We start from the raw sequence: 16,142 nt of genomic DNA, 5'->3' as shown, positions 1-16,142 counted from the left end.
CCGACCAGCATCAATGCCAGAAAAGCGCCAGCAGGATGATGATGGGAATTGGCACGCCAAGCAGCCACAGCAAAATGGAACGCATGACAGACTCCTTTTCAGACTTATCGGAAAATTCGGACGTGGCGCTCAGGCCAGGTCGATCGTGCCCGGCAACCGGGGATCCGGCGCGGGTGGCGTGGGGTCAACGGCCGGAGGATCATCCGGCGGCTGATTGGGGTCCGGCAGCGGGTCGTCGGGCGGCAGATTGCCGGGCAACGACGGATCATCCGGCGGCAGATCGTCCGGCAGGCCGGGCTCTCGATGCGGGGATTGGGACATGATGATTTCTCCTCTTGCGGCGCAAAGCGCGCTGCCCCCGTCTTCAGCAAGTGCCGTTCCCGCTCCACGCCGCGCGCGCGGCCAATAAAAAAGCCCTCATGCGAGGGCTTTTGAGCATTCATCGATAACGCGCGCCTACGGCCTGGGCTTACCGTCGCGTCCTGGAACCGCGCCGATCTTTCCGTCTCGACCCAAAAATTCCACGACCGCGGCCTTGCCGGCTACCGAGGCTTCATCCTGGCTGCCGTAGCGCTTTTCTGAATAATTGGTGCTCTGCACATTGCCTGTTTCGGGGTCGAGCAAGGTAATGATCCAGGCAAATTCGCCCGGCATCAATTGCCTGACTTGAAGCGTGGCCCGCGTGCCAGGGCGCAATCGGTTCGGCATGTTGCCGCCTTTTTCCGGGATGAGACGCCGCCATCGTAGCGCAATCCGCTCATTGCCGAAGCGCATTGCCTACGCCGTTTGAATTGCTGCGGGCGCACATGATTTATTGCTGCACACCGCGCGGCAAAAACGCCACACCGCGATCATTGCGCCAGGAAAACCCTAGGGCCAAGTCCGCAAATACAGGCGCACAATCAGCACAAACATACAGACCGCACAACGCGGCGCCGAATCCCTTTAATCAGGCGAGGACGGAGACAACATGACTTACGTAGCAGTGGTAATCAGCTGTTTGATGGTTATGGGTATCGTCGGTTTGGTGATTCAAACGATTCGAAGCGCGGGCCCCGAGCCCCTGCTGAAGATATCGGCGGCGATTGTCAGTTCAACCTTTGCATCGCTTTTGCTGATCCCGTTGGGATACGCGGTCGCGCAGTCCATGCTGATCGACTGACGGCATACACACCCCGGTTACCGCCGCGCGAGGCTACCCGCCTTGAGCGGCTTTGCTTTTCGTCGCCGCCCAGCACAACAAAGAACCGGCGGTGACCATCGCCACCCCTTGCCAGAACGACGCGGTCAGGTGGGTGGCCAGCCAAACGGCTGCGAAAAAAGTGGAAAGCACCGGGGTGAAATAGGACGCCGTCGCCAGCAACGTGAGATTGCCTCGCAGTATTCCCACGTTCCACAACGCGTATCCGGCAGCCATCGCGCCGCCGGTGACACAAAGCTCCAGCGTGGCCGCAGCGGTAAATACCAGCGGCGGCTCGGCGCTGATGAAATATTTTGCCCACAGGGCCGTGGCGGTGAGCGTAAAGAACAACGCCACGCCATTTTTTCCCTGGGCATATCGTTTGGTCACGTTGCAGTACACGGCCCAGATAATGGCGCCACCCAACGCCAGCCCATAACTGAGGGGGTTGCTGGAAATGTTCGTCAGCGTGCGTTCCCAAGACAGACTCGATCCGCCCACGACCCAAACGATTCCGCATACCGACAGCAATATGCCGGGCACTACCCATGCATTGGCGCGCTGCCCGTTCATGACGATGGCAAACAACACCGTCAGGCACGGCCACAGGTAATTGACGATGCCCAATTCAATTGCCTGGCTGCGATCCAGCGCGAAGCCCAGCGACAGCGACAGACAGATTTCATAAGCGACGAAAAGCACGCTTCCGACAATGAGATAAGGGCGCGGAAAACTTCGTAACGTTGGAAACCCGAGCAGACACACAAGAAAGGCGGAACCTACCGTATAAATTAGCGCGGCGCCTCCGATGGCGCCGAAATGCTCGCTGACGCTACGGATCAGACCAACGACCGTGCCCCACAGCAAGATCGCCAGCAGACCGAAAAATGTGGCCGTATTTCGGCCGGGAGACAATGGCATAACCGCTTCCGCTTGTTGGCTTTAACCCTTCCGCCGTCCCCGTGCACCAGCGGCGGCAGGCGGGCAGTGTAGCGAAAACCAATCGTTATCGTAGTGACCCAACCGACGCGGCGATATCCGCGTCAGGATACATAACAGACCCACAGCAGCATCCAATAAGAGGGAGTATCAGGCGCATGGCTATTTCCATACGCAGATTGAGCGATGTGTTGGCCAGCACAGAGTCTGGCCGGCTCTATCGGATCGAGGTTTTCCTGCAAGCGGATGATCCTGGCCCGTCAGACCCGCCGCCGATCGCGGCGTCGCGCTACATCATGAGAACGTCTGAAGGAGAAAGCGTTATTGCGCTGGGCGAACGGCGTTATCGCCTGACATCGGGCGAAGTGCTGACGGCTTTGGCGCCTCAGCAAACCTGACGGCCCGATGCCTGAAAGGCGCGTGGCTGGGGCCTTATCGGTCCCACGCCACGCGCCGCTTGCCCTCTTTCTTTGCCTTGTAGAGCGCCACGTCGGCCCGCTCCAGCAGTTGCAACATCGTGATGCCCGAGTCGGGATAGATGGCGATGCCAACGCTTGCCGACACCGCCACGTCGATGCCTGGATACGGCAGCGACAGGCTTTCAACCAGCGCTTCGGCCACCGCCTGCGCTTGCTCCTGACCCACGCCCATCAGCAGCACGGCAAATTCGTCGCCGCCCAATCGAGCCGCTACGTCCGACACGCGTATCGCCCGCGCCATGCGATCTGCGGCTTCCTTCAAGACGGTGTCACCCGCGGCATGGCCGTGCAGGTCGTTGACCGCCTTGAAGCCATCCAGGTCGATTGCCAACAGCGCGAAGGATTCGCCGCTGCGCTGGGCGACGGACAGTTCGCGCAATACCAGTTCGCCGAACAGCACCCTATTGCACAGGCCGGTCAACGGATCGTAATGCGCAAGGTGCTGGGCGTGGGCCAACATGCGCGACGCTTGCAGCAAGGCGGTACCGACTTCTTCGGCCTCTTTGACGCTGGTGCCAGCGAGTTCGACGGTGCGGCCTTCGCCCAACGCCAGCGCCGGCCCGACCAGGCCCTGCACGGCCGAGGTCAGGCGATTGGCCAGCCGCAGCGCCAACCATAGCCCCAGGCCGAAGGCAAACAAGGTGCCCAACGCCAGCCAGCCTATTGAACGATATAGATCCGTCGTCACCAGACTCATGGGCGCGCCAGCGGCCACCGTCCACCCCGACACGGAGGATCGGCTGAAGGCGGTGTAGACGGGCGTGCCGTCCTTGGTGATGGATTCGAACGCGCCTTCGTTTTCTTGTTGCACGGCCCGCGCAAGTGCGGGCACGGCTTTTTGCCCGACAAATTTCGCGCCGTCGCGCGTGCGCGCGACGATCGTTCCCGAGCCATCCAGCACCGCCGCCACCCAGCCTTCTGGCAGACTGCGCCGGGCCAATGCGTTGCCGATACGGTCCGGCGACAAGCCCACGTTCAAACTGTAGATGACGCGGTCCCCGCGCACGACCGGCACGCCCAGCGCGATGGTCTGCTTGCGGCTGACGCCCCCGGTGAACAGACTGGTCAGCACCGGTGCGCGCGTGGTGAACACCCGGTGCAGCTCTTCCGGCGCGCCGCTGGACGGAAGCGGCGAACCAAAAGGGGCAAGCGTGTTGATGACCTGTTGCCCGTCCGCGTCGGTCAGGACATAGCTGTCCACGATCTGAAAGCGCAAGGAATCCCGCGCACGCTGGTGAAAGCTGGCCAGGTCGCCACTGAGCAGGTCCGGCGATGCGGCCAGCATCTGCAAGCCAGATTCCACGCCCGTCATTTCGCGATCAAGTGTGGAGGCAAGGTTGCGGGCCAGGAAAATCGTGTCCCGCAAGATGCGTTCTTTCTGCACGACATAGCTTTCGTAAACCGCCACCGACGCCACCACCAGGGCCGGCAAAATACAGGCAAATACGAGTGTCAGCAGACCGGCGCGCATCGAGTACCGGTGTGGAGGGCGCGTGCGCACGCCAGGCAGGCTTTCAGCATCCGCCATTGTCTTGCCCCTTGGAACCATGCGCCTCCCGATACGTCCCCCCCGACGGGTCGGGACGGATGAAATTCAGAAATTATTGCAGATGCCCGCAACCGCACAATCCGCGCTCAGACGCCTTTTTAAGGTGCTTTCACCTCTTTCGGCTGCGATGTAGCGCGTCCCCAATTTACTCCGAAAAATCGGCGCGGGCGACGATTTGATGACGGTTTCATCCACCCCGGCGCGCGCGATGGCGGGCGGATTGCTACTATCGCCGCCATGAATAATCTGTCCCTGAAAAGCACCGGCACAACGCGTCTGGACGCGTCGGATCGGACCGTCCTGATCCATGGCGCCATCGCCGCGCTGCTCGGCGCGGGCTTGCATCAATTGATCGCGCACCGGGCCTGGCCTTGGGGCCATCCTTTCGCCTTGTATTTCCTGCTGCAATGGCTGACGCTGACTCCGCTTGCGGCGGCTTTGCTTTCCGGCATGAAAAGCCTGCGGCGCTGGGGGGTGGCACTGGTTGTCTTTGGCGTAGCGCTGCCCCTGGTCACTGCTTACGGCATGACCGCCGCGTTTGGGTCCCTGCCGAACGAAAACGGCGGATGGGCAGGCCGAGGCGAAACCGCAATGGCGCTGTTGCTGACCGGCATCGCAGGTTTCATATCGCTGCCGTTGATACAGGCTCTGGACGTCAACCGCGCTGGCTGGAACTACCCCGCCCTATTCCGAGCCGCTTGGCGCAACGCGGTCCACCTGGGGTTGAGCCTTTGCCTGGCTTCATCCGTGTACCTGCTGATGGCCGCTGCCGGAGCGATGTTCGACATGATCGGCATTCGAGCCATACGCAATCTGGTCGAAGACACGACGTTCCGCTTTCTGGTGTGGCCGATGATTCTTGCCGCGTGCCTGGTGGGCGTGCGCCGCCGGCCCGCGTTGACCGATATCCTGCAACGCGCATGGCTGACCCTCAACGCGTGGCTGCTGCCGCTGGTATCGCTGGTGGGCCTGGCTTTCACCATCGCGCTGGCCGCCAGGCTGGCGCTTGGCCTGCAAGCCGTGCAATTGTCCGCAGGCGCGTTGATCGTGTTTTCGCTGGTGTGGATCAAGCTGATCAACGCGGCGTGGCAGGACGGAGCGCATGCGGATCCCTTTGGACCACGCTTGCGCCGGCTGCTGCGCTGGGCCATGGCGTGCCTGTTGCCATTGGCAGCCGTAGCCTTGTACGGCGCGGCGGTTCGCGTCGAGCAGTACGGGTGGACGGTGCTGCGCGCGTGGGGCGTGGGCGGGGCCGCGATACTGGTGTTGTACGGAGCGGGCTATGCGTGGGCCGCGCTGCGCGGCGCGCACCATCACGCGGCGCTCGCCGTCACCAATCTGGTAGCGGCTTTTGCGACGCTGGCATTGCTGCTGGCGTTCAGCACGCCGCTTGCCAACCCGCTGCGGCTGACCGCCGACAGCCAGTTGCAGCGGCTCATCGACGGGCGCAAAGAACCGCAGGATTTCAGCTTTCACGCCATGCGCAGCGACTACGGCATATGGGGGCTCGACGCGCTGCGCCGCCTGGCCGATGGCGCGGCGGATGCGCGCGACCCTCGCATCGCCGAGGCCGCAAAAGAAACACTCAAGGGGGGTTATTTCCGCTGGGACGACCCGTTGGAACAGAGGGCAGCCCAAGCTTCTGACGAGCCCGGGCCGCTTGCCACCGTGCCCGAGGGCCGCGACATTCCGCCGGATTGGTGGCGCTACCTGCGGCGCGAATATCCCGCCTTGGCGCGGGCCTGCACAACCTCGGCGGATACACGCGATGCCGATCTACACGAGGCTGATCCGCGCGAGGCCGATCGGCGCGTGGCTCATCCCGCGCCGGCGCAGCGCTGCCGCGTGATCTTCGCCGACCTGACGGGCGACGGCAGTGATGAATTGATCCTGTACGTGGCGCCGACGGCGGCCGCACAATACCCCGAGCGCGAAAAGTTCAGCGTGTTCGCGCCCGACGCCGCGGGCCAATGGCGCCACCTGGGCAACCTGCACGCCATCAGCTTTGAACAGCCCATCGACGACGTCACGGGCGTGGACGATGTGGAACAGGCCCTGAAGCAGGGGCTGGTACGTACCCGCCCCCGCACCGACCTGGACCTGATCATCGGCGACCGGCTATTGCGCCTGCACTGACCGAAGCCGGGCAAACGCGGACCGATGCCGCTACTTTGGCGGCAGCGGCAGCTCGTCCTGGCGCTCGGGCGTGGACCTGGGCGTGGGCGTGGGCGAGAAAAGATCCCAGCTTGCCATGAACAGCGCGGCGATCAGCGGACCGATCACAAAGCCGTTCAGGCCGAACAGCGCCATGCCGCCCAACGTGGAAATCAGCACCACGTAGTCGGGCATCTTGGTGTCCTTGCCCACCAGGATCGGGCGCAGCACGTTGTCGACCATGCCGATGACCAGCACGCCGAATGCGATCAGCACCGCGCCTTTGACTACCGCGCCCGTCAGCAGGAAGTAGATCGCAACGGGCGCCCAGATCAGGCCCGCGCCAACTGCCGGCAGCAAGGACAGAAAGCCCATGATCACGCCCCACAGCAGCGCGCCCTGGATCGACAAGACCGAAAAGATGATGCCGCCCAACGCCCCTTGCGCCGCCGCTACCGCGATATTGCCCTTGACGGTCGCGCGCACCACGGTCGTGAACTTGCGGAACAGATGCTGCTTGTGCGCTTCGCTCAGAGGCATGGCGCGCTTGATGCGTGCCGACAGTTCCGGCCCGTCGCGCAGCAGGAAAAACAGCAGATAAAGCATGATGCCGAAGCTGATGACGAATTGGAACGTGTCCTGTCCGATGCTCAGTGCCTGGGTCGCCAGGAACTGGCTGGCCTGCATCGCGCCCGCACTGAGCTTTTCCTGAAGGCTGGGAATGTCGGCCAGGTCAAAGCGGGCCAGCACGTCGTGTACGGACGGGGGCAACGCCGCCATCGCCTGCTGAAAGTACGCGCCGAAATTCAACTCACCGGATTTGATGCTTTGGTAAAGATTCGCGCCTTCGCGCACCAACGAACCGGAGATCGCCACCAGCGGCAGGATGACCAGCAGTAGTACGCCCAATAATGTGATCAGCGCCGAAAGGTTGCGCCGACCGCCCATGCGCTTGACGAGGCGCCGCTGCAAGGGTCCGAAGATGATCGCAAGAATGGCGCCCCAGAAAACAGCGCCGTAGAAAGGCCACAAAAGCCAGCCGAACGCGATGGAGACCACCACGAGCAGGAGCAGAAAGGTTCTGTGGTGCAAGCTGGATGATTCGCTCATGTTCCGTTCCAGGCACGGCGAACGCCGCGAGACCCGCATTGTACAAAGCCCGCAAGTCCGCGCCGGGTCACTCGCCGCGGCGCGCGGCCAGCAGGATCGTGCGACGCGCCTGGGTCAGTGCGTCCGATTGCGCGTTCAGCCCTTGCAGGCGCAGGTTCAGCTCCTGCTGTAGCGTGGGCGTCGCCACGCGCGCCTGGCCCTCCACCAACTGGATATCGGCGGCGTTGGCCGCCACGAAGGCCGCGATGCCAAGCGCATCGCGCGCCACCGAGTCCATTCTTGAAGCAGCCCGCATGAGCTCAGTCGCAGGGTCGGTCACGGCCTCGTCATAGACGCCGTCATACACGGGCGCCAGGTCGGCCGGCAATTGCAGCTTGGCGCGCGCGCTATCGGCCTTCGAACGCGCATCCTCAAGCCGGCCCGCGCTGTCGGCCAGCGTTTTCCGCGCGACCTCGAGTCCGGCCTGCCGCTGCATGATTTCACCCACTGACCGGATCGTCTCCAGCTCAAGCACCGCATGCATGTCTTGCGCCGACTTGGCCATTTGCAGCTGGAAATCGGTAATGACCTCGTAGGCGTCGGCGTAGTCGCCCACGGCTTTTTTCTCGGCCTTGTCCAGCGTAGGCAGCGGCAACAAGGCATCGTCATTGACCCGCGCTTGCAGCAGTTGGATGAACGCTGCGCGCTCCTGGGGTTCTTTATTGACGCACGCCGCTATCAACAGCATCGACGCCATCGCCAGCCCTGTCAGGCAGGCTCGCCATAGTGACATGCGTATCCTCCTTGTCTTCAGCGGATTGATGATCGGACTTGCCTGGGTGCGCCTTACGGACAAGCGCAAGCAGGCGCATGGGGGCAGATTATCCCGAAGCGCCCGCTGCGCGCCGACCGAGGGCGGAATTTGTTGCGATCGAAGCGAGTTGACACAGAGGACTGTCGGAAGCATCAGGTGCGTTCATCGAGCCAGCGGATAGGCCATCACGCAGCGTCGTTCGGGGTCAAAGCCAGCCTGCACTTCGGCCAGCAAACGCGCCTGCAATGCCGCTGAATAGGGCGGCGCCACGTCATGAAAGCCCAGCCTCCGGTAAAACGGCGCGTTCCAAGGCAGTTGGCGATCCGTCGTCAGCAGCACGGCTTCGTATCTGGCCGCATTGCGCGCATGGTCCAGTACGGCCTGCATCAGCGCGCGGCCGCATCCCTGACCTTGCGCGGGCAAGGCCACGGACACTTCCGTCAGGAAAAGGTCGCCCTCCACAGGCGTGGCCAGCGCAAAACCACACACCTGATCTTCGCGTTCGGCGACCCAGAGCAAGCCGGCCAGCAGGGCCTGCAGTAGAACATCCAAAGACAGGGGATCGCCGTCTGCGGCCCAATCCATGGCCGTGCCGCGAAAACGTTGCGCGGCCGAACGTTCGATATCGGCCAGGCAGGCCAGGTCGCGGGAATGGGCGGGTCGGATCATAAGGCTCGAAAGTATGCCTCAAGCCCGTTGCGGCCGCAGCCGGTGCGCCCGCCCTTTCCCTTAAAATGCGCAATTCCGGCCAACCGGCCGCTCGCAACCTGGCCCGCATCACCCATGACCCAACACGCTACTCCCACCCCTTGGGGCTTCACTTTGCCCGATTGCAGAGGCGCGGCCGCGCTGCTGTACTTCATGGACGACCTGGCGCGTCTGGTGAACCAGTACCTGGGACAAGGCCAGTTGTCGGACGAGGCCCTGGCAGACGCCCAGAAGGCGGTGGATGCGCTGCTGACGCGCTACGTTGAAATCGAAGCCGCGCCCGAGGCGTTCAATGACGAAAGCATCAGCCTGGCGCTGGAAACCGAACGTCAGCCCGACGGGTCGATGGGCGCGCAAGTCGCGCTACGGATGTCCCCGCGGCTGGAAGGACTGATCATCGAAGCCCAGCGGCAGGCCCGCCCGGCCCAGCACTGACACGCCACAGGGACAGACTTGCCGCGCCCGGCGCTTCTGTCCCCTTCCAAAAAAACACTTGCCAAGCCGCACCTGACGCGATAATATCGACGACTAATGCTTTTTCGCGCCCCATATTTCGCAGAATAAATTGGCCGAAAATAGCAGATCAGGGGCATAAACATGGGTACCCGCCCGCGAAAACCGCGCGCCACCCGGCCTCCCGGACGACAGTCCGATTTGCGACAACTCCAGGTTTGCAAAAACCCATAACGCGAAAACGCAAATCGCCAGCGTCCATCCGGATCCCTTGCATTACCCCGCCTCATCTTCACCAATCCGCCAGTCCGGTTTGGCAAGAAGCGACAACACTCGTTGCAGCCCGGTCGTGATAACCCATCACAGCCCAGGTCGCACAGCACCCGCCAGAGTCAACCCGCTCTGAGCGAACCTTGAGCCCGCAGGCACATGCTTTGACATGACCGCCCACAGGCTCGAACCGATGCCGTCCAGGACTGACCGATGGCGCCGGATCGCAGCACCCCCGCAGCACCCCGTTACGCGCGCACGCAAAAAACATGAGAATGCGCAAACTGACGGCAACACTTATGCGTTAGTGTCATGCCTGCCCTGTCTGAATTAACCCGGCGACAGGGCAAACGCGAGGACGCGAGGCGCTTTTGGTACGTCCGCCCTTCGCAGCATGCGCAACACGCAGCTTTTCTAATAACTAGAACTTAAGAGAACACACACCATGAATACTCGTTTCACTACTTCGGATCTGATCCGCCGCCCGGCTCACACGACGCTGGACAACACCCCGATTCACATCGGCGACATCGTTCATCTGCAACCGGCCAATGGCCCGGCCATCCGCGCAACGGTCATCTTCAACGCGCCGATCAACGGCACGACGACCTACACCACGGAAGTCGTGGCTTGCGGCAATACCACGCAGAAGGCGCCCGGCCAGCGGATCCGCTTTCGCCACGAGCATGTGCATCGTATCGAATCGGTGCGCAACGCTTCGCACTAAAGCCCATCGGCGCGACGCGCCGATTCGCTGAAAACCTCGCCGCGCCTGATGCGCGGCGATTTCATTGTGGCGTGATAAAGTCGCTCGCAACACAGCCCCCTGCCCCTGGCAATCTCAACATGCAGAACAACCGACTCGCGGTTCGGATCTGGGATCTTCCCACTCGTCTATTTCACTGGGCGCTTGTCGTCTGTATCGTTGGCGCGTTCGTCAGCGTCAAGTTGGGTGGCCTGTATATGGACTGGCACGTGCGCTTCGGCTGTACCGCGCTGGGCCTGATCATCTTCCGCCTGCTCTGGGGCATTGTCGGCCCCCGCTATGCGCGCTTCGCCACCTTCGTGCGCGGCCCTGGCGCGGTGGCGAAGTACCTGAAAGGCGCGGCCGCCCCCGCCGGGCACAATCCGCTGGGCGCCTTGTCGGTATTGGCGCTGCTGCTGGTCATCGGCTTTCAAGCCGTCAGCGGCCTGTTCACCACCGACGACATCATGACGCAGGGCCCGCTGTTCGGTCACGTCAGCGAAGCCACCGCCGCCGCGATGACCTCATGGCACAAGCTGAACGAGTGGGTCATCATCGGCCTGATCGCGCTGCACCTGCTGGCCGTCGCGTGGTACGCGCTGGTTCGCCGCAAGCGTCTGGTGCGAGCCATCATCACCGGCAATGTCGACGCCAAGGACGTGCCCGCCGGCACGCCTCCCGCCCACGACGGCTTGGTCGTGTGGTTGCGCGCGCTGGTGCTGGGCGCGTGCGTGACGGGCCTGGTGCTGTGGATACGGTCACTGGAAATCGTGGCCGATATGTCATTTTCGTAATCAGCCAACGCGCCGATTCGTTTGCCTGAAAACAAAAAGCCCCCCGATGCATCGGGGGGCTTTTTGTTTGGCAAGCATCGACGCCGTCCGAAGACGGCAGCGGCTTACTTCTTCTTGCGATACGCGTCGTGGCAAGCCTTGCAGCTGGCGCCCACGTCGCCGAAGGCGGCACGCAGCTTGTCCAGGTCGCCAGCGTCGGCAGCAGCCGACAACTTGACGATATTGTCCTGGAAAGCCTGTTGCTTTTGCTTGAAGCCGGCAGCGTCGCTCCAGATTTCGGGGCGCGCATCGCCGCCTTCCGTTCCCGGCCCGAAAGCCGTCCACGGCAGCGCCGACAAGGTCTTGAGCACTTCGACGTTGGCTTTGATCTGCGCGGCGTCGTAAGGCGCCTGGCCCTTGACCACCGGCGTCATGCGACCGAAGTGCGAAGCCATCAGCGTCAACGCCGATTGACGATACTTGACCGCGTCTTCGGGCTTGGCGAACTGCGCCGACGCGGTCGTCGCGAGCAACGGCGCCACGGTCATACAGGCCAACGCGACAAGCGTGGACAACTTTTGCATTGCAATCTCCCGTAAGAACAACAAGTGCGCCGCGCGCATGACGCGCGCGGCATGGCGACTATACCGCCCGCGCCAGCTCGGCGGCCAGCCCGATGTATGACCGGGGTGTCATGGCCAGCAGACGAGCCTTGGGTTCTTCGGGCAATGCCAGACCCTGGATGAATTCGCGCAGGGCCTCTTCGGTGATGCCCTTGCCACGGGTCAATGCCTTGAGTTGTTCGTAGGGTTGCGGCAAACCATAGCGGCGCATGACGGTTTGCACGGGTTCAGCCAGCACTTCCCAGCAAGCGTCGATGTCGGCGTCGATCGCAGCCGTGTTCACTTCCAGCTTGCCCAGGCCGCGCATGCACGCATCCCACGCCACCAGGCAGTAGCCCAGGCCCACGCCCAGGTTGCGCAGCACGGTGGAGTCGGTCAGGTCACGCTGCCAACGGGAAATCGGCAGCTTGTCGGCCAGGTGGCGCAGCACGGCGTTGGCCAGGCCCAGGTTGCCTTCGGAGTTTTCGAAGTCGATCGGATTGACCTTGTGCGGCATGGTCGAGGAACCGACCTCGCCTTCCTTCAGGCGCTGCTTGAAGTAGCCCAGCGCCACGTAGCCCCAGACGTCGCGGTCCAGGTCCAGCACGATGATGTTGGCGCGCGTGATGGCGTCGAACAAGGCCGACATCCAGTCATGCGGCTCGATCTGGATGGTGTGGCGGTTCTGGGTCAGGCCCAGGCCGGCCAGCACGCGCTGGCTGAACGCGGGCCAGTCGATTTCCGGATAGGCCGACAGGTGGGCGTTGTAGTTGCCGGTGGCGCCGTTCAGCTTGGCCAGGGGTTCGACGGCCTGCACGGCGGCGATGGCGCGGTTCAGGCGCGCGGCCACGTTGGCGAATTCCTTGCCCAGCGTCGTGGGGCTGGCCGGCTGGCCGTGCGTGCGCGACAGCATCGGCTGATCGGCCTGAGCCACGGCCATGTCGTTCAGCTTGGCGGCCAGTTCCTGCAAGCGCGGCACCACGACCTGGTCCCGGGCGCGCGACAGCATCAGCGCGTGCGAGGTGTTGTTGATGTCTTCGGAGGTGCAGGCGAAGTGGATGAATTCGGCGGCGCGGGCAAGCTCTGCATCGTCGGCCACTTTTTCTTTCAACCAGTATTCAACCGCCTTCACGTCATGGTTGGTGACGCGTTCGATGTCCTTGATGCGGGCAGCGTCGGCTTCCGAAAAATCCTGCACCAGCTGTTGCAGGCGCTGGCGTGCGGCCTGGGAAAAGGTGGGCAGTTCGGGCAGGCCGGCGTCGGACAGGGCGACCAGCCAGGCCACCTCGACTTCGACACGGTGCGCCATGAAGCCGGCTTCCGACAGCAGACCGCGCAGCGCGTCGCTCCGGGAAGCGTAACGGCCATCCAATGGCGAAAGGGCATTAAGTTGGCTCAACTGGTCGGCGATTTGCATGGTCTGGAGAAGAAAGGGCTGCGGATGGGAAAACCCGACGATTTTATCATCCGAGGGCGCGCAACATTGTGGCAAACTGGCGAAGATTCCGGCCGGCGGACGGTGTGACCCTCTTACGGCCTGCTATACTTCGGCCGCTTTTCGACTCCGCTTGTGACTCCATGAAACTGATCGGCTCGCTTACCAGTCCATACGTACGCAAAGTGCGTATCGTCATGGCCGAGAAAAAGCTGGACTACCGGCTTGAACTCGAAAACGTCTGGTCCGCCGACACGCAGATCCAAACGTACAACCCGCTGGGCAAGGTTCCCTGCCTGGTCATGGAAGATGGCGGCGCGCTGTTCGATTCGCGCGTCATCGTCGAGTACCTGGACACCCTGTCGCCCGTCGCACGCCTGATTCCGCAGCAGGGGCGCGATCGCGCCGCCGTCAAGTGCTGGGAAGCCATCGCCGACGGCGTGCTGGATGCCTGTGTCGCCATCGTCAAGGAAAACCAGCGTCCCGAGGCGCAACGCAGCCCGGAATGGATCGAGCGCCAATACGGCAAGATCCACGCCAGCCTAGACGCCATGAACAAAAGCCTGGGTGACAACGCCCACTGCATGGGCATCAACTACAGCCTGGCCGACATCGCTGTCGGTTGCGCGCTGGGCTACCTGGATCTGCGCTTCGCCGCGCTGGACTGGCGCGCCAACCACTTGAACCTGGCTCGCCTGTACGACAAGCTGGCGCAACGCCAGTCCTTCATCGACACCGTGCCCAAGACGGCCTGAACCCCCTTCGCCTGCCCGTCTTGCACGGGCGATTGACCACCGGCCGCCTTGCGGCCGGTTTGCATTGCACGCCCGGAAAACAAGATGGGCGGCGACCACGGGTTCAACCATGGCCGCCGCCCACGCCTGCCTTGCGCAGCAGCCCTTATTGGGCCGCGAAAGTCTGCCAGGCCTTGAACAGCATGTAGGCCGCCAGCGCGAACAGCAAGCATGCGAACACCCGCTTCAAGGTCTGCACCGGCAGGCGATGCGCCATGCGCGCGCCCAGGGGCGCGGTCAAGACACTGGTGCACACCAGCGCCAGCAAGGCGGGCCAATAGATGTAGCCCAGCATGCCGGGGCGCGAGGTCCCTTCATTCAGACCCGACACCACGTAGCCCACGCTGTTGGCCAGCGCGATGGGAAAGCCCAGCGCGGCCGACGTCGACACGGCGTTGTGCAAGGCGACGTTGCACCAGACCATGAACGGCACCGACAGGAATCCCCCGCCCGCGCCAACCAGCCCGGACAAGAACCCGATGCCCGCCCCCGCCGCGCTGGTGCCCACCACGCCTGGCATCTGACGAGCCGGCTTGGGCTTTTTGTTGCGCAGCATGCTCCAGCCCGAATAGCCGACGAACAACGCGAAGAACAGCGACAGCCACAATGTGCTGAGTGCGGCAAACACCGCGCCGCCGGACACCAGGCCGCCGATGATGATGCCGGGCGCCATGGCCCACACGATGTTCCATTTGATCGTGCCGCGCTGCTGGTGCGCCCGCACGCTGGAGATCGAGGTGAACAGAATGGACGTCATCGACGTGGCGATGGCGGCGTGCACGACAAGCTCGGGCGGCATGCCCTGCCAGGCGAACAGCATTGTCAAAAATGGCACCAGCAGCATCCCGCCGCCGATGCCCAGCAAACCCGCCGCGAAGCCGACCACCGCGCCCAGCACCAGCAGGCAAATCACCATCGAAACATCCACAACCTTCTCCTCTCGTTTTGAATTCTTGGTCTTATGAACAAGGCCCCGCAGGCGTCGCGCCCACGGGGCCTTGCTGATACACGCACGCACCCGGCCGGTGCGCCTCGCTACAGAATGATGCCGCCACCCAGGCAGACTTCGCCATCGTATAGCACGGCCGACTGGCCCGGCGTGACGGCCCACTGCGGCACTTCGAAATCCAGCGCGAACGTGCCGTCGGCGGCCTGATCCAGACGGCAGGCCGCGTCCGCCTGGCGGTAGCGCGTCTTGGCGCCGTAGCTGGCAATCGCTGGCGGGTGGCCCGCCACCCAGCTGGCGTCCTGCGCCTGCAACTGGCTGGACAGCAGCCAGGGATGGTCATGCCCCTGCACCACGTACAGGATGTTGCGTTCCAGATCCTTGCGCGCCACGTACCAGGCTTCGGCCGTGCCGTCTTCGCGCTGGCGTCCCTTCACGCCGCCCACGCCCAACCCCTTGCGCTGGCCCAGCGTGTAGAACGAAAGACCCTCGTGACGCCCGACCTGCTGGCCTTCCGGCGTCAGGATCGGACCGGGCTCGGTAGGCAGGTAGCGGTTGAGGAATTCGCGGAACGGGCGTTCGCCAATGAAGCAGATGCCGGTGGAATCCTTTTTGGCGGCATTGTGCAGGCCGATCTCGTGCGCGATGCGGCGCACTTCGGTCTTGTGGATGTCGCCCAGCGGGAACAGCGTGCGCGACAACTGCGCCTGATTCAGCCGATGCAGGAAGTAGCTCTGGTCCTTGGACGCGTCCAGCGCCTTGAGCAGCTGGAACTGCGTGCCGCCGCCTTCGGCCGGCACTTCGCGCACCCGGGCGTAGTGGCCCGTGGCGATGTGTTCCGCGCCCAGCGCCATCGCGTGGTCCAGGAAAGCCTTGAACTTGATTTCGGCGTTGCACAGCACGTCGGGGTTCGGCGTGCGGCCAGCGGAGTATTCGCGCAGGAACTCCGCGAACACGCGGTCTTTGTATTCAGCGGCGAAATTGACGAACTCGAACTCCACGCCGACCAGATCGGCGACGCTGGCGGCGTCCAGCAGATCCTGGCGGGTGGAGCAGTATTCGGAATCGTCGTCGTCTTCCCAGTTCTTCATGAACAGGCCGACAACCTCGTAGCCCTGCTGCTTGAGCAGCCAGGCGGTGACCGAAGAATCGACGCCGCCCGACATGCCCACGACAACGCGGCCTTTCTTGGTAGATATTTGACTCATGATG

At 63.2% G+C, this 16,142-nt stretch carries 18 protein-coding genes; 7 read left to right on the top strand and 11 right to left on the bottom strand.

What is annotated here, in order from left to right; all coding sequences use genetic code 11:
• Positions 1-129: 129 nt before the first annotated feature.
• Both API01S_RS11740 and API01S_RS11735 read right to left on the bottom strand, forming a co-directional pair.
• Positions 130-321, bottom strand: a complete 192-nt coding sequence (locus API01S_RS11740) for a hypothetical protein (protein ID WP_006218410.1) — start codon at positions 319-321, stop codon at positions 130-132.
• A gap of 135 nt (positions 322-456) precedes the next feature.
• Positions 457-774 carry a hypothetical protein gene (locus API01S_RS11735; RefSeq protein WP_231689313.1) on the bottom strand — a complete coding sequence of 106 codons (318 nt, stop codon included), beginning with the start codon at positions 772-774 and terminating at the stop codon, positions 457-459.
• Between the two features lie 196 nt (positions 775-970).
• On the opposite strand from API01S_RS11735, the gene API01S_RS11730 reads away from it, so the two are divergent.
• Positions 971-1,162: a hypothetical protein gene (locus API01S_RS11730; RefSeq protein WP_006218408.1), complete on the top strand. Its 192-nt coding sequence runs from the start codon at positions 971-973 to the stop codon at positions 1,160-1,162.
• A gap of 33 nt (positions 1,163-1,195) precedes the next feature.
• On the opposite strand, the gene yddG is transcribed toward API01S_RS11730, so the two are convergent.
• On the bottom strand, positions 1,196-2,101 hold the full coding sequence (yddG, locus tag API01S_RS11725; RefSeq protein WP_050727695.1) for an aromatic amino acid DMT transporter YddG: 906 nt from the start codon (positions 2,099-2,101) through the stop codon (positions 1,196-1,198).
• Between the two features lie 176 nt (positions 2,102-2,277).
• Between yddG and API01S_RS11720 the strand changes: the two genes are divergently transcribed.
• Positions 2,278-2,517, top strand: a complete 240-nt coding sequence (locus API01S_RS11720) for a hypothetical protein (RefSeq protein ID WP_039883032.1) — start codon at positions 2,278-2,280, stop codon at positions 2,515-2,517.
• 34 nt (positions 2,518-2,551) lie between these two features.
• On the opposite strand, the gene API01S_RS11715 is transcribed toward API01S_RS11720, so the two are convergent.
• Complete coding sequence (locus tag API01S_RS11715) at positions 2,552-4,126, bottom strand: sensor domain-containing diguanylate cyclase (RefSeq protein ID WP_050727696.1); 1,575 nt, start codon at positions 4,124-4,126, stop codon at positions 2,552-2,554.
• Positions 4,127-4,384: 258 nt separating this feature from the next.
• Here API01S_RS11715 and API01S_RS11710 point away from each other — a divergent pair, with 258 nt between their 5' ends.
• Positions 4,385-6,283, top strand: coding sequence for a DUF4153 domain-containing protein (locus API01S_RS11710; protein WP_061304553.1), 1,899 nt, complete (start codon positions 4,385-4,387; stop codon positions 6,281-6,283).
• Between the two features lie 30 nt (positions 6,284-6,313).
• Here API01S_RS11710 and API01S_RS11705 read toward each other — a convergent pair whose 3' ends face one another.
• From API01S_RS11705 to API01S_RS11695, 3 genes are all read right to left on the bottom strand, one after another.
• On the bottom strand, positions 6,314-7,411 hold the full coding sequence (locus tag API01S_RS11705; protein WP_061304551.1) for an AI-2E family transporter: 1,098 nt from the start codon (positions 7,409-7,411) through the stop codon (positions 6,314-6,316).
• A gap of 67 nt (positions 7,412-7,478) precedes the next feature.
• Positions 7,479-8,183, bottom strand: a complete 705-nt coding sequence (locus API01S_RS11700) for a DUF3053 family protein (protein WP_061304549.1) — start codon at positions 8,181-8,183, stop codon at positions 7,479-7,481.
• Between the two features lie 183 nt (positions 8,184-8,366).
• Positions 8,367-8,873: a GNAT family N-acetyltransferase gene (locus tag API01S_RS11695; RefSeq protein WP_061304548.1), complete on the bottom strand. Its 507-nt coding sequence runs from the start codon at positions 8,871-8,873 to the stop codon at positions 8,367-8,369.
• Positions 8,874-8,987: 114 nt separating this feature from the next.
• On the opposite strand from API01S_RS11695, the gene API01S_RS11690 reads away from it, so the two are divergent.
• From API01S_RS11690 to API01S_RS11680, 3 genes are all read left to right on the top strand, one after another.
• Complete coding sequence (locus API01S_RS11690) at positions 8,988-9,347, top strand: hypothetical protein (protein WP_061304546.1); 360 nt, start codon at positions 8,988-8,990, stop codon at positions 9,345-9,347.
• A gap of 733 nt (positions 9,348-10,080) precedes the next feature.
• Positions 10,081-10,362, top strand: a complete 282-nt coding sequence (locus API01S_RS11685; protein WP_006218399.1) for a hypothetical protein — start codon at positions 10,081-10,083, stop codon at positions 10,360-10,362.
• A 119-nt stretch (positions 10,363-10,481) separates the two neighbouring features.
• The gene (locus API01S_RS11680) at positions 10,482-11,174 is read left to right on the top strand and encodes a cytochrome b/b6 domain-containing protein (protein WP_006218398.1); all 693 of its coding nucleotides are present in this window, start codon (positions 10,482-10,484) and stop codon (positions 11,172-11,174) included.
• Between the two features lie 104 nt (positions 11,175-11,278).
• On the opposite strand, the gene API01S_RS11675 is transcribed toward API01S_RS11680, so the two are convergent.
• Entirely contained in the window at positions 11,279-11,737 is a 459-nt protein-coding gene (locus tag API01S_RS11675; RefSeq protein ID WP_061304544.1) for a c-type cytochrome, read from the bottom strand.
• 58 nt (positions 11,738-11,795) lie between these two features.
• Positions 11,796-13,172, bottom strand: a complete 1,377-nt coding sequence (gene purB / locus API01S_RS11670) for an adenylosuccinate lyase (RefSeq protein ID WP_050727702.1) — start codon at positions 13,170-13,172, stop codon at positions 11,796-11,798.
• A 161-nt stretch (positions 13,173-13,333) separates the two neighbouring features.
• Between purB and API01S_RS11665 the strand changes: the two genes are divergently transcribed.
• Positions 13,334-13,945: a glutathione S-transferase gene (locus API01S_RS11665; protein WP_006218395.1), complete on the top strand. Its 612-nt coding sequence runs from the start codon at positions 13,334-13,336 to the stop codon at positions 13,943-13,945.
• Between the two features lie 145 nt (positions 13,946-14,090).
• On the opposite strand, the gene API01S_RS11660 is transcribed toward API01S_RS11665, so the two are convergent.
• Positions 14,091-14,912: a sulfite exporter TauE/SafE family protein gene (locus API01S_RS11660; RefSeq protein WP_006218394.1), complete on the bottom strand. Its 822-nt coding sequence runs from the start codon at positions 14,910-14,912 to the stop codon at positions 14,091-14,093.
• A 107-nt stretch (positions 14,913-15,019) separates the two neighbouring features.
• Positions 15,020-16,138, bottom strand: a complete 1,119-nt coding sequence (gene mnmA / locus API01S_RS11655; RefSeq protein ID WP_061304542.1) for a tRNA 2-thiouridine(34) synthase MnmA — start codon at positions 16,136-16,138, stop codon at positions 15,020-15,022.
• Positions 16,139-16,142 lie beyond the last annotated feature (4 nt).

The organism is Achromobacter piechaudii NBRC 102461 (genome assembly GCF_001571245.1).
Lineage (GTDB): Bacteria > Pseudomonadota > Gammaproteobacteria > Burkholderiales > Burkholderiaceae_B > Achromobacter > Achromobacter piechaudii.
This window is presented reverse-complemented; position numbering and strand designations above follow the sequence as displayed.

What these genes read in the sequence shown, in the direction of transcription:
- API01S_RS11740 (WP_006218410.1), bottom strand. Translation starts at nt 321, where the DNA reads ATGTCCCAATCCCCGCATCGAGAGCCCGGCCTGCCGGACGATCTGCCG.
- API01S_RS11735 (WP_231689313.1), bottom strand. Translation starts at nt 774, where the DNA reads ATGCGCTTCGGCAATGAGCGGATTGCGCTACGATGGCGGCGTCTCATC.
- API01S_RS11730 (WP_006218408.1), top strand. Translation starts at nt 971, where the DNA reads ATGACTTACGTAGCAGTGGTAATCAGCTGTTTGATGGTTATGGGTATC.
- yddG (WP_050727695.1), bottom strand. Translation starts at nt 2,101, where the DNA reads ATGCCATTGTCTCCCGGCCGAAATACGGCCACATTTTTCGGTCTGCTG.
- API01S_RS11720 (WP_039883032.1), top strand. Translation starts at nt 2,278, where the DNA reads ATGGCTATTTCCATACGCAGATTGAGCGATGTGTTGGCCAGCACAGAG.
- API01S_RS11715 (WP_050727696.1), bottom strand. Translation starts at nt 4,126, where the DNA reads ATGGCGGATGCTGAAAGCCTGCCTGGCGTGCGCACGCGCCCTCCACAC.
- API01S_RS11710 (WP_061304553.1), top strand. Translation starts at nt 4,385, where the DNA reads ATGAATAATCTGTCCCTGAAAAGCACCGGCACAACGCGTCTGGACGCG.
- API01S_RS11705 (WP_061304551.1), bottom strand. Translation starts at nt 7,411, where the DNA reads ATGAGCGAATCATCCAGCTTGCACCACAGAACCTTTCTGCTCCTGCTC.
- API01S_RS11700 (WP_061304549.1), bottom strand. Translation starts at nt 8,183, where the DNA reads ATGTCACTATGGCGAGCCTGCCTGACAGGGCTGGCGATGGCGTCGATG.
- API01S_RS11695 (WP_061304548.1), bottom strand. Translation starts at nt 8,873, where the DNA reads ATGATCCGACCCGCCCATTCCCGCGACCTGGCCTGCCTGGCCGATATC.
- API01S_RS11690 (WP_061304546.1), top strand. Translation starts at nt 8,988, where the DNA reads ATGACCCAACACGCTACTCCCACCCCTTGGGGCTTCACTTTGCCCGAT.
- API01S_RS11685 (WP_006218399.1), top strand. Translation starts at nt 10,081, where the DNA reads ATGAATACTCGTTTCACTACTTCGGATCTGATCCGCCGCCCGGCTCAC.
- API01S_RS11680 (WP_006218398.1), top strand. Translation starts at nt 10,482, where the DNA reads ATGCAGAACAACCGACTCGCGGTTCGGATCTGGGATCTTCCCACTCGT.
- API01S_RS11675 (WP_061304544.1), bottom strand. Translation starts at nt 11,737, where the DNA reads ATGCAAAAGTTGTCCACGCTTGTCGCGTTGGCCTGTATGACCGTGGCG.
- purB (WP_050727702.1), bottom strand. Translation starts at nt 13,172, where the DNA reads ATGCAAATCGCCGACCAGTTGAGCCAACTTAATGCCCTTTCGCCATTG.
- API01S_RS11665 (WP_006218395.1), top strand. Translation starts at nt 13,334, where the DNA reads ATGAAACTGATCGGCTCGCTTACCAGTCCATACGTACGCAAAGTGCGT.
- mnmA (WP_061304542.1), bottom strand. Translation starts at nt 16,138, where the DNA reads ATGAGTCAAATATCTACCAAGAAAGGCCGCGTTGTCGTGGGCATGTCG.